At 67.5% G+C, this 11,929-nt stretch carries 11 protein-coding genes; 7 read left to right on the top strand and 4 right to left on the bottom strand.

Going from position 1 to position 11,929, the window contains the following annotated elements; translation table 11 throughout:
- Window positions 1-41 precede the first annotated feature (41 nt).
- Together P0D62_RS10815 and P0D62_RS10810 are read right to left on the bottom strand one after the other, a co-directional pair.
- Window positions 42-923: a sialidase family protein gene (locus P0D62_RS10815; RefSeq protein ID WP_024356140.1), complete on the bottom strand. Its 882-nt coding sequence runs from the start codon at window positions 921-923 to the stop codon at window positions 42-44.
- Window positions 924-1,064: 141 nt separating this feature from the next.
- Window positions 1,065-1,673 (bottom strand): DUF305 domain-containing protein, encoded by a 609-nt coding sequence (locus tag P0D62_RS10810; protein WP_024356141.1) that lies wholly within the window; start codon window positions 1,671-1,673, stop codon window positions 1,065-1,067.
- 788 nt (window positions 1,674-2,461) lie between these two features.
- Between P0D62_RS10810 and P0D62_RS10805 the strand changes: the two genes are divergently transcribed.
- From P0D62_RS10805 to P0D62_RS10790, 4 genes are all read left to right on the top strand, one after another.
- Window positions 2,462-2,920, top strand: coding sequence for a DUF6153 family protein (locus P0D62_RS10805; RefSeq protein WP_152424142.1), 459 nt, complete (start codon window positions 2,462-2,464; stop codon window positions 2,918-2,920).
- Window positions 2,921-3,352: 432 nt separating this feature from the next.
- On the top strand, window positions 3,353-4,117 hold the full coding sequence (locus P0D62_RS10800) for a M23 family metallopeptidase (RefSeq protein WP_275702571.1): 765 nt from the start codon (window positions 3,353-3,355) through the stop codon (window positions 4,115-4,117).
- A gap of 44 nt (window positions 4,118-4,161) precedes the next feature.
- A complete protein-coding gene (locus tag P0D62_RS10795; RefSeq protein ID WP_017882576.1) occupies window positions 4,162-5,667 on the top strand; it encodes a multicopper oxidase family protein in 1,506 nt (501 codons plus the stop codon).
- A gap of 30 nt (window positions 5,668-5,697) precedes the next feature.
- Complete coding sequence (locus P0D62_RS10790) at window positions 5,698-5,946, top strand: hypothetical protein (protein ID WP_017882575.1); 249 nt, start codon at window positions 5,698-5,700, stop codon at window positions 5,944-5,946.
- Window positions 5,947-5,973: 27 nt separating this feature from the next.
- On the opposite strand, the gene P0D62_RS10785 is transcribed toward P0D62_RS10790, so the two are convergent.
- Entirely contained in the window at window positions 5,974-6,612 is a 639-nt protein-coding gene (locus P0D62_RS10785; protein WP_024356142.1) for a TetR/AcrR family transcriptional regulator, read from the bottom strand.
- Window positions 6,613-6,774: 162 nt separating this feature from the next.
- On the opposite strand from P0D62_RS10785, the gene P0D62_RS10780 reads away from it, so the two are divergent.
- From P0D62_RS10780 to P0D62_RS10770, 3 genes are all read left to right on the top strand, one after another.
- On the top strand, window positions 6,775-8,349 hold the full coding sequence (locus P0D62_RS10780) for an MFS transporter (protein WP_024356143.1): 1,575 nt from the start codon (window positions 6,775-6,777) through the stop codon (window positions 8,347-8,349).
- A gap of 180 nt (window positions 8,350-8,529) precedes the next feature.
- On the top strand, window positions 8,530-8,799 hold the full coding sequence (locus P0D62_RS10775; RefSeq protein ID WP_017883867.1) for a YHS domain-containing protein: 270 nt from the start codon (window positions 8,530-8,532) through the stop codon (window positions 8,797-8,799).
- Between the two features lie 105 nt (window positions 8,800-8,904).
- On the top strand, window positions 8,905-11,094 hold the full coding sequence (locus tag P0D62_RS10770; protein ID WP_076623916.1) for a heavy metal translocating P-type ATPase: 2,190 nt from the start codon (window positions 8,905-8,907) through the stop codon (window positions 11,092-11,094).
- 342 nt (window positions 11,095-11,436) lie between these two features.
- Here P0D62_RS10770 and P0D62_RS10765 read toward each other — a convergent pair whose 3' ends face one another.
- Window positions 11,437-11,880, bottom strand: a complete 444-nt coding sequence (locus P0D62_RS10765) for a hypothetical protein (RefSeq protein WP_017883869.1) — start codon at window positions 11,878-11,880, stop codon at window positions 11,437-11,439.
- Window positions 11,881-11,929 lie beyond the last annotated feature (49 nt).

Genomic DNA, 11,929 nt, shown 5'->3' with positions numbered 1-11,929 from the left:
AGGCTTGGAGGTTCAGGGTGTGAGGGCTCCTTCGATATCGGTCAGGGGCTCGATAGTGCGGGCAGGATGATCGTGGCGTCGTCGTCGAGTGCAACGATGCCGCGTTCGTCGACGAGGATGACGTCTCCGGCCGGGGAGAGCCCCAATGCTTCGACGGTGCCCGTCGCTGATCCGATTGCCTTCCACTCGCCCTTACCGACTCGCTGCCAGATCTGTCCGTCGGTGCCGACCCCGACGACTGTGTCTCCGGCAGCTTCGAGCAGGTACTGCAGCGGCGCATCTCCGAGTGGCGTGAACGATGCCCCGCCGTCGGTGCTGGTGCGCACGCCCTCAGGGGTGGCCGCGTAGATCGTGCCATCTGTGGTTACAGCGAGATCAACGGCGTCGAGCTCGGTGCGGGACTCCCAAGTGGTCCCCAGGTCGTTGCTGACTCGCAGCGCGGGGCTGGTTGATCCGATGCCGTAGAGCTGACCGTCCGGGCTGGCAGTGAGGACGTGGAAGTCCTCATCGTTGGTGAAGGCGACCGGGTGCCACTTCTTCCCGGTGTCGTCGCTGCGGATAATGCCGAGATTCGGGGAGCCCAGCTCCGTCGGGGTTTCAAGGCCTGGGTGCCCGGAAGCGATCAGCGCGCCTTGGGTGTCGGTGAGTCCCATTAGATCGAAGTCGTAGTCGCCGAGTGGGCCGTCCACTGCACCGTCCTCGTCCACGCGGTAGAGGCCGGTATGGGTGCCGACGAGGAGGGTTCCCCCGGCTTCTGGGATCACGGCATGAATATGGCCGAAGGTTGGCGGTGGCGAGGATGCTGGCGCAGCGGGAGCGACAGCGGCGCAGCCGGTCAGCACGATGGCGAGGGCAGCCGTCGCCGCGGTGACGAGCAGCCGCCCGCGCAGGCGGGGCGTGCTGGAGAGGAGAGATGCGGGCATTGGATCATCTTTCTGTGGGACGCGGGCGGGCGGCCCGGTCAACGGAGAGGATGCAGGGGGCACTGGGGAGCGGTGCGAGCTGCGAGGATGCGGGCGGGGTCCCCGCTCCTGCGTGGGCGGGGACCCGGGTCAAGGCCGGAATCAGAGGCTGTTCAGGAGCTCCTGCATCGTGGTGATCTCTGCGCTCTGGTCGTCGATGACCTGCTGCGCAAGCTCGAGCACGTCCGGGTTCTTGCCGCCATCGAGGGCGGACTGGGCCATCTCGATCGCGCCGGTGTGGTGCTCGATCATGCCTTCGAGGAACAGGCGCGTCGCCTCGGTTCCGGTGGCTGATTCGAAGGCGGTCATACTGTCTTCCGACATCATGCCGCCGCCGTGATCCATGCCGCCCGTCGACGAATCATCGGCGGAGACGCCCCAATTGTCGAGCCAGGCCTGCATAGTCTTGATCTCGGGCCCCTGGGCGTCCTTGATCTGCTGCGCGAGGGCAACCACCCGTTCGTCGATGCCGTCCTTGGCGAGCAGCATGTCGGCCATCTCGATCGCCTGCTCGTGGTGCGGGATCATCATCGTCACGAACATCTGGTCGGCTGCATTGAACTGCGCTGCGGACTCAGTCGGCGTCTTAGAAGCGGTGGATCCGTGATCCATGCCGGCCATCCCGTCCGACGTTCCGCTCGGGGAGCAGCCGGCCAGCAGGAGGGCGGTGGACAGCGCGGCCGAAGCCAGCGCAAGCGTGCGAATACGCATCAGTATGCGTCCTTTCATTCAGTCAACAAAGTCAGAGAATCGCGCCCCGGGCAGGGCGCAGCCGTGCTCCAGCCGAGGCCGGAGCGGGCGCGAATCAGGTGCGACTGATCGACAGAACGAGAAGAGACGGCGGCCGTGGTCGCGGCAACACAGTGCCCGCAAGTGGCAGGGAGCGGATCGCGAGGACGAGGGAGCGCCAGGAGTGCTCCAGCACGAGCGGAATGAGTAGCAGCACGACGCCCGCCAACAGAGCGAGTACACACCCCACCATCAGAGCGGCATGACCAGGCGCCGGATCTTCACACGAGTTGGGACACTGCGCATCTCCCGGTGCCACATCCGGTGCGGCCATTGTGCCGGATGCGTGCGCCCCCGCTAACGTGCCCAAGCTGCCGCCCATGCCGACATCCGCGGCTTCGTGATCGCTCGTGATAAGCGCGACGGGGGATCTCGTGTCGTGGCCGCCGTGTCCGGCCGAGCTGCTCAGGACATGCATACCGAAGATTCCTGCCAGCACCAGAGCGAGCAGACTGAAGGAAACTAGGCGTCGGCGAGGCGAGTCTCTGTGCGGCGTTCCACCACAGGTCAGCATCGCCGCCTCCTCTCCTTTGCCGCGCACCGCACCCGCAGATCGCTGGAGCGTCCTAGTTCTACGCTAGGGCATTCCGGGAGACACAGGCTGGGAGCCGCGACCCCCAGGAGGATCGCAGGGCATGCCTGTGAGGGGCAGCTGGCGACGGCTCAGGCGAGCATGATACGGTAACAAAACCATAACGAAAGGGGCTGGTGTGCGAGATGCGGTGAACCGTGCGACCACGCGCCCCTTTATCCAGAGCGCCGGAACGGTCTTCGCGATCGTGCTGATGCTCATCTTTGGCCTGGTGGCGATGCACTCCCTGTCCGGCAACGCTACAGCGCGCGACGCGCTCGTGCCCGCGGGCACAGCTACCGCCAGCGACACAGTACGCGCGGCCGACGCGCTAACCTTAGACGGCTCAGTGAGCGGAGCGTCCGCTGGCTGTGACGCGAGCTGCGCGCACGGCACAGTTCCTGATCACGGGCACCTGAGCATGCTCATGCTGTGCATGCTGGCCCTGTTGACCGGAGTGCTCTTCCTGCTCAGGCCCGCCCTGTTCCGTCTCTCCCGCGCCGCCGCACAGTCCGCCGGCTGGCTGAACCGCGCACTTCCCGCGCCTCCGGCGGCCCGTCCGCCGTCGTTGTTCGCACTGTCGATCAGCCGCACTTGAACTAGGATCTCGGCACGAGCCTGCCCGCGCACCCCGGCACTGAGCCGCGACGAGCGGTGCGGCTGATCGACTGACGCCCGGCCTTCTCCGGGATCAACCGGGCCGGACGCCGACCCTGGCCGAGGGCCTGCACGCAGCGTGTGCCTGGCGCGCGTCGCTGCCCGGCCGTCGTCCTCCAAGCGTCTCGCTAAGGCGCGCAGTTCGATCACGCCCACCCCGCCGGTGCGTGTGCCTGTCGCTCATGCGCCCGAGTGACTGCGGCTTCCCTGTCGCAGCTTCGAACCCTTCGCTTCCCTGGCCACCGACTCACGGAACAGTTATGCATACCCGTCGAAACCCATTCAAGAACCCCGTCGTCTTCATTCCCAGCACCCTCGCCCTGAGTATCGCGGTCGCGATCGGCAACTACTACGTCATCGGAGGGCTCTTCGCGTGAACGGCCAGCAGATCTATCTCACCCCTATGCCGTCGTTCGACTTCCTCACTGACGGCACTGGCGGCGGCACCCCACCCCAACAGCGGGCACGGCGCAGCCTCATGGCCACCGCGACGGCGGTGCTGAGCGTGGCTGACATGATGAGCCCCGTCGCCTTCCCCGCCCCGTTCGCCCCAGTGTCCGCGGCGGCCGCCGCCGAGCTCCCCGCGCAGCAGCTCGTCGGCGCGCCCGCCGCAATCGGCGCCGAGACGTTCAATGCGATCGGTGCGGTCGAAGTTCAGGCCGCCCCCGTCGCACCGCGACGCGTGAACACCGAGCAGGGCCTCGTCGATCCGGATCAGCTGACGGATACGAAGCTGCGCTACCCCTTCGATCAGACCATGCCCCTCACCGACGGTTTCGGATATCGCACTGCTCCCGTGGCGCAGTTCCACGATGCCCAGGACATCGCTGCCGCCAACGGCACCCCGATTCGTATTATCGGCGACGGGGTAGTCGTGGAAGCGGGCTGGGCGAGCGACGGCTGCGGGTTCTCGCTCAAGGTGCAGCATCTCGTCGACGGGCAAGACCTCACCAGTCGCTACTGCCACATGGAGGGCGAGTCCCATGCCTATCAGGTCGGCGATCGGGTGAGTATCGGCGATGAGGCGGGGCGCGTGGGCAACACCGGTATGTCTTTCGGTGCGCATTTGCATCTCGCGCTGCGCTTGAACGGTGAGCCGATCGACCCGCTCCCCTTCATCGAAGCGAACGCGCAATGACCCCCGCACCGCACAAACCATCCTCGACCACGGGAAGACCACTGATGACCGGCTCTTTGAATCGCCGCCAGTTCCTCGCCGCCGGCACGCTGACGCTTGCCGCGATGGGCTTGGCCGCCTGCACCCCGAGGCAGAGCTCTGCGTTCCTCTCGCCCACGGCGGACGCGGTCGATGCGGCCGAGGCGAGCCGACTGACCACGGGTCAGACAGTCACACGCACGCTCTCTGCTGAGCCGGTCACCCTGGATCTCGGCGGGAAGACCGTCAAGACCTGGGGATACCGGGGTGTGACGGCTGCGGAGCCGATCCGCGGCAACGTCGGCGATCTGCTCCGTGTCACCCTCACCAATGACCTCCCCGATCCGACGACCGTGCATTGGCACGGCCTCGCTCTGCGCAACGACATGGACGGGGTGCCGGGTCTCACGCAGCCTGCCATCGCGGCTGGCGACACGTTCACCTATGAGTTCGCGTTGCCGCACGCGGGCACCTACTGGTTCCACCCCCATGTCGGCACGCAGCTCGACCGGGGTCTATACGCGCCGCTCATCATCGACGACCCCCGGGAGCGGGGCGACTACGACCGGGAATGGGTGATCGTGCTCGACGACTGGCTCGACGGCATCAACGCCACCCCCGACGACGTATTCGCTGAGCTCAGCCGCGGCATGGGCGGGATGGGCGGAATGGATCATGGCGGCATGCCGATGCGGATGGGCAATACCCTCATGGGTGCTACCTCCGACCTCCTCGGCGGCGATGCGGGCGACGTCTACTATCCGCTCTACCTCATCAATGGACGCCCCCAGCTCGATCCTGAAACCTTTACTGCGAAACCCGGGGAACGGATCCGGCTCAGGATCATCAATGCCGGTGGCGACACAGCCTTCCGCTTCGGGGTCACCGGGCATCAGCTTACGATCACCCACACCGACGGGTACCCAGTCGCGCCGCACGAGGCGGAGAGCATCGTGATTGGGATGGGGGAACGCTACGACGCGATCCTCACCGCCGGCGACGGCATGTTCGCCGTCGTCGCCGAGGCGCTCGGCAAAGTCGACCAGGCCCTCGCGATCCTCTCCACAGGGGCCGGCTCCCCGCCCCCGGCAGGCACCACCCTCTCGCAGGCCCGCACCCCCACGATCGCGGCCGACCTGACGGCCGCGGAGGAGGTGGCGCTGGCCCCCAAGCGCGCGGATCGCACGATCGCCCTGGAACTCACGGGCACCATGGAGAAATACGACTGGGCGATCAACGGCACCCGCCTGGACATGGACGACCCCCTCCGCGACGCCCTCGCGATCAGTGAAGGGGAGCGGGTCGCGCTCACCATCACGAACTCGACCACGATGTGGCATCCCATGCATCTGCACGGGCACACCTACCAGCACCCCGATGGCGGCCCTCGCAAGGACACCTCGATCGTGCTTCCCGGCCAGAGCTTCCGCCTCGAGTTCGACGCCGACAATCCTGGCCGGTGGCTCACCCACTGCCACAACCTCTACCACGGCGAAGCCGGGATGATGGCGACTATCGCCTACCAGCAGTAGCCCATCCACAGCGTGAAAGCACACAACCTCATGAAATCTCAGCAGCCAGCCGGCGTCCCCGGCCCCGATTCCGCCTACCGCCGACACCGCCGCTTCGTGCGCCTAGGTCAACTGCTCCTGGCGCTCGGTGCGGTGATCCTCATCGTGCATTGGCTCGCGCACCTCGAAACCTTCGGCCCCGCCCAGCCCGAGGGCTGGGTCGACCTCGTCGCCGGCTACCCGATGGGCGCCCTGTTCCTCCTCGGCGGTGGCGTCCTCGCCGGACGCAAAGCCCCTTGACCTCGCCCCTGCAATACGCGGGCGAGGTCATCTCGCCGACGGCGGGGCGGTGAAGGCCGGCAGCAAGATCGCGTCGATGAACCATGGCGCATCGTCAGGGTCGATCCGGCCCGTGCGCACCTCCTCGGCCGCACCGTTGAGAACGACGTGCGTGGTGGTCAGCAGCCAGGACACCGGCAAGTCGGCGCGGAAGGCACCTTCGCGCTGTCCGCGCAGCAGCAGTCCGCGCATGCGCGCCTCAGCCTTCTCGTGCAGCTCGCGAATGCGGGCGGCGGAGAGTTCCTTCTGTGCCGCGGCCAGCAGGGCACGGGATTGGTCGACGAACATCCAGCTGGAGGCAATGAGTCGCTGGAAGGCCGCACGCGGGTCGCCGTCCAGCGGGATCTGACTGAGCACGTCCTCGGCGCGTTCCAGACTGTCTACCAGTGCGGCCTCAATGAGCTCTGCGCGAGTCTGGAAATGCCCATAAAGGGTCATCCGGCCCACTCCCGCCTCAGCAGCGATGTCGGCGACCGACGCGTCGAGGTTCTTGCGGATCGCGGTCACTGTCGCGGCCAGAATCTTTACCCGGTTGCGCTGCGCGTCGGCGCGCTGGTTAGCCGCCCGGCTCACTGTCGCCGGGCCACGTCGAGCGCCGCCGGTCGGCTGGGCGTTCTTCGTCGCCATGCTCTACCTCACAAGTCGTACTGGAATGTATGAGATATTGTATTCGTTGCAACTCGTACACACATATACGACTTGTGCGGGAGGTCGCCCGCCCGGGCGGCGATCCGGCAGAGAGGAGCACACGACCATGACCACGACACGCACACCCCGAGGGGGTGCGACATGAGCGCGCCCGGCACCCCCGCGGCCCCGAAGGCCGGGGCGAGGCAGTGGTGGGGGCTCGCCGTGCTGGTGATCCCCTCGACGCTGCTGTTCATGATGCTGACGATCCTGTTCCTGGCAGCCCCGAACCTCGCCGCGGACCTGAACCCGACGAGCACGCAGCTGCTGTGGATTCTCGACATCTACGGCTTCGTGATGGCCGGGTTCCTCGTCGCGATGGGCGTGCTCGGCGACCGGGTGGGCAAGCGCCTGCTCATGGTCATCGGCGCGTCCCTGTTCGCTGCCGTCTCCATCGCGGCGTCCCTGACCACGATCCCCGAGCTGATGATCGTCTGGCGCGCCGTCCTCGGACTGGCCGCAGCGATGATGGTGCCCGCAACGATCGGACTGATCTTCGTGATCTTCGCCGACGCGAAACAGCGCGGCGTCGCCATCGGGGTCTGGGCGGGCGGTATCTCCGCCGGCGTCGCCCTCGGCCCACTCCTGTCCGGCCTGCTGCTGGAAGGGTTTGGCTGGCAGGCGACGTTCCTCGTCGCGGTGCCAATCATGGCGCTCGTCGCCATCGGCGCCCCAATCCTCGTGCCCGAGCACCGCGATCCGTCGGCGAAGATCGACCTGTTCAGCGCCCTGCTGCTGGTCGGCGGGCTGCTCGCGATCATCTACAGCATCAAGCGCTTCGCCGCCCAAGAGCCCGTCGGGCCCACACTCGGGCTGCTCGCCGCAGGCGTGCTGATCGGGCTGTGGTTCACGCTCCGGCAGCTGCGCGCCAAGCAGCCCCTGCTGGACGTGCGGCTGTTCGCCAATCGCACCGTCTCCGGTGCGCTGGCGGTGTTCCTGCTCTCGGCGGCGGCACTGGGTGGGGTGTACTCGCTGTTCACCCAGTACCTCCAGACGGTGCAAGGCCTCTCGCCCTTGCAGGCGGGCCTGGCGATCCTGCCTGCGGCGGCGGTGCTGATCGTCGTCTCGACCCTCTCGCCGGTCTTCGCACGGAAGTTCCGGCCCGGGAACGTGATCGGGATCGGCCTGCTCACCCAGGTCGTCGGCTACATCCTGTTCACCCAGCTCGACGCCGGCACAGGCCTGGCGCTGGTGATCGCGAGCTTCGTGATCACCTACCCCGGCGTCGCCCCCTCGATGGCACTGACCACCGAGCTCGTGGTGGGCTCGGTGCCCCCGGAGAAGACCGGCGGCGCCTCGGGGCTGGCGACCACGGCGAACGACCTGGGCATCTCGCTCGGTGTCGCCGTCATCGGCAGCGTCGGCCTCGCCGCCTACCGCAACCGGATCGACGGCACCCTGCCCGACGGGCTCTCCCCGGAGGCCGCGGCCGCCGCGTCGGACAGCATCGACGGCGCCCTCGCCGCCGCTGCGGAACTGCCCGGCGCGCTGGGCGAACAGCTGATCGCCGCCGCACAGGCGGCCTTCTCCGGCGGCCTGAACATGGCGGCGATCGTCTCCGCGGTCATCGCCGCGGTGGCCGCGATCATCGCCGCTACCCGCCTGCGTCACATCCGCCCCACCGGGCAAGCGCAGCGCCTCGCTGAGGAATTTCACACCAGCCAGGAATACCCCTAAGGGGTATTGTGTTGGAGGAGCCATGTCCTAGCGAAAGCCCGAGAAGATTGTCACGAGAATGCGGGAGCGAGTCACCATAATGAGTGGCAGATACATGCAACTACAAGCCGCCGGGCGCTCACTTGCGATCTGATCCGTATCCGATCGAACCGTAATCAACCAAAGGAAGAGATCTACCTGATGACTGCATACGAGAACCTCAACCTCACCGACACCTCCGCCACGGGTGGCAGCTGCTGCGACCATACGCCCAGTGCGGAGACCATCGCCCAGACGCCGGCCGATGCGATGACCGAGTGCCAGGTCATGGCCGGCACCCCGGTCGTGAAGGCCGACGCTGAGGCCGCCGGACTCTACCGCGACCACAACGGGCAGCGGTACTGGTTCTGCTGCGCGGCCTGCGGGCCCCTGTTCGACGCCGACCCCGACCGCTACGCCTACGCCGCCTGACGGCATCTGGTTCCGCGCTCCCGACGTGCGGACGTGCACGGGAGCGCGGAACCTTCGCCCCGGTCTCGCCTCTGGGCTGGGGTGACGAACGAAGGAGACGAGACCATGAGCAACGATCCCTCGACACGATCGCACGCGCATCCTGAGCACGTGGACGTTCAGCACGCGCACCACGACGAGCCGAACACCCACTCCGGTCACCACTCGCACGACCACCACCAGAGTCACGGCGAGCCTTCCAGCCATCACCACGACGCCCACGCGCACCACGAGGGACACGGCGGACATGATCATGGGCATGCCGGACACGGGGATCACGTCGGGCAATTCCGGCGCTTGTTCTGGATCATGCTCGTGCTCGCCGTGCCGGTGGTGGCCTGCAACGACATGTTCGCCCACCTCGTCGGCTATCAGCTGCCCGAGGCCGCGTGGGTGCCGTGGGTGTCGCCGATCCTGGGCACGGTCGTCTACCTCTGGGGCGGCAGGCCGTTCCTCTCGGGCGGGCTGAGCGAGATCCGCTCCCGCAAGCCGGGCATGATGCTGCTCATCGCACTGGCGATCACCGTCGCATTCCTCGCCTCCTGGGGTGCGAGCCTCGGCATGCTGCACCACGAGCTGAACTTCTGGTGGGAGCTGGCGCTGCTGGTTGTCATCATGCTGCTGGGGCACTGGATCGAGATGCGCTCGCTCGCGCAGACCACCTCCGCCCTCGACTCGCTCGCCGCGCTGCTGCCCGACGAGGCCGAGAAAATCGACGGCAACGACGTAGCAAAGGTCGCTCCTGCTGATCTGGCCGTCGGCGACGTGGTGATCGTGCGCCCGGGTTCCTCGGTACCCGCTGATGGCAGGATCGTCGACGGGGCGGCCTCGATGGACGAGTCGATGGTCACCGGCGAGTCGAAGACGGTGCGCCGGGAGACCGGCGATCAGGTGGTCGCCGGCACCGTCGCCACCGACTCCGGCCTGCGCGTCGAGGTCACCGCCACCGGCGACGACACCGCCCTCGCCGGTATCCAGAAGCTCGTCGCAGACGCTCAGGCGTCCTCGTCCCGGGCGCAGCGGATCGCCGACACCGCGGCGGCGTGGCTGTTCTGGTTCGCCCTGGGCGCGGCGGCAATCACCGCCACTATCTGGTCGCTCGTCGGGCTGCCCGACGCCGCCGTGGTGCGCACGATCACCGTGCTGGTCATCGCCTGCCCGCACGCGCTCGGCCTGGCGATCCCGCTGGTGGTGTCCATCGCGACCGAACGCGCCGCCCGCGGCGGAGTGCTCGTCAAGGATCGCCTCGCGCTGGAGTCTATGCGCACCGTGGATGCGATTCTGTTCGACAAGACCGGCACCCTCACCAAGGGCGAGCCGACGGTGACCGCCATCGATCCCGCCGACACCCGGACCGAGGCCGAGGTGCTGGCCCTGGCCGCCGCCGCGGAGGCCGACAGCGAGCACCCGCTCGCCCGCGCGATCGTCGGCGCCGCGCGCGCCAGGGAGCTCGACGTGCCCGTGGCCTCGGACTTCTCATCCTCCCCGGCGGTCGGCGTCAAGGCGACCGTCGATGGAATCGTCATCGAGGTCGGCGGACCGTACCTGCTCGACCAGCACGGGGCGGACGAACTCCCCGTCGCCGACACCTGGCGCGAAGAGGGCGCGATCATCCTGCACGTGATCGCCGACGGCAAGGTCATCGGCGCCCTGCGGCTGGCCGACGAGATCAGACCCGAGTCGCGCGAGGCCGTCGACGCGCTGCACGCCGCCGGGGTCCAGGTCGTGATGATCACCGGCGACGCGCGGGCCGTCGCCGAGACGGTCGCGCGGGATCTCGGCATCGACCGCGTGTTCGCCGGGGTGCGCCCCGAGGACAAGGCCGCCAAGGTCGCCGAGCTGCAGCACGAAGGTCGCCGGGTCGCCATGGTCGGCGACGGCGTGAACGACGCTCCCGCACTCGCCCAGGCCGACGTCGGCATCGCGATCGGGGCGGGCACCGACGTGGCGATCGGCTCGGCGGGTGTGATCCTGGCCTCCTCCGATCCCCGGTCGGTGCTGTCCGTCATCGAGCTCTCCCGCGCGGCGTACCGGAAGATGAAGCAGAACCTGTGGTGGGCGGCCGGCTACAACCTCGTCTCCGTGCCGCTGGCCGCGGGCGTCCTCGCGCCGATCGGCTTCGTACTGCCGATGAGCATCGGGGCGATCCTCATGTCCGTCTCCACCGTCGTCGTCGCCCTCAACGCGCAGTTACTCCGCAGGCTCGACCTCACCCCAGAGGCCAGCACCGCCCGGATCCTGGATCGCTCAGCTTGAGAGCCCGTGAAACTTCCCCATCATGCCTATGCGGTGGCTAGCTACTCTGCAATTTGCACGACTCCTAGCTCGGGCTGCGAAAAGTGCTAACGAAAGTGCTAAGCAGCCTGTAGGTCGGGGTATCGCGGTGGAGTTATCCACAGGTTAGATGCCGTAGATCGTTGATTTCATACAGTAGAATGCTCGCCCGAGATTCGCGGCGCGAGGGGGTCGAGGTCAGTTCAAGTCCCCTCGCGCTAGCGACTGAACCATCGCCTCAAACGGCTCCGCTCTCCCCACAAGCAGGTGCAATCGGGTTGCGTGAGGTTGCACTGTGCAACCTCACGCAACCCCGGTGCCGGGTCAGAAGAGCGTCCGGCAGTCGCGCCTGCTCGGCGAGGAGTGCCGCCGCGTAGGTGCTGGCAGCCGTCGGGCTGGTGGCTGCAGTTCCTGGGGTTGCAGACGTTCGGCGAGCACGCGTTTCACGTCGCTCCATAGATCAGGCCGATCATGCCGGGCGTCGCGTTCGCATTCCTGGCGCAGGTCGTGGAGGAAGCGGGCGCGTCGGTCTGGGGTGGAGAGCTGGGCTTCGTAGAAGCCGTCGAGGTTGTAGTGCGCGATGAACCCGAAGCAGCCGTGAGTGGAAAACCCGCCGTACAGGGATCGGGTGAAGCGCTCACGCGGGAAGTCAGCAGCGATGAACCGCAGCAGCGAGTTCACGAACCGGGCCTTGCGCTCCGGCGTGCCCGACTCCCACCCCGACGCCTCGAACTGGGCTGGCTGGTACCTCGGTGCTCCCGTGCTCATGGCGCGCGTCCCTTCCTCCGTGGAGTCTCGGTCAGGAAGAAGGTGCGCG

Source organism: Tessaracoccus caeni, from assembly GCF_029211185.1.
Classification (GTDB): Bacteria; Actinomycetota; Actinomycetes; order Propionibacteriales; family Propionibacteriaceae; genus Arachnia; species Arachnia caeni.
The sequence above is the reverse complement of the archived record's forward strand: the minus strand, read 5'-3'. Positions and strand labels throughout refer to the sequence as shown.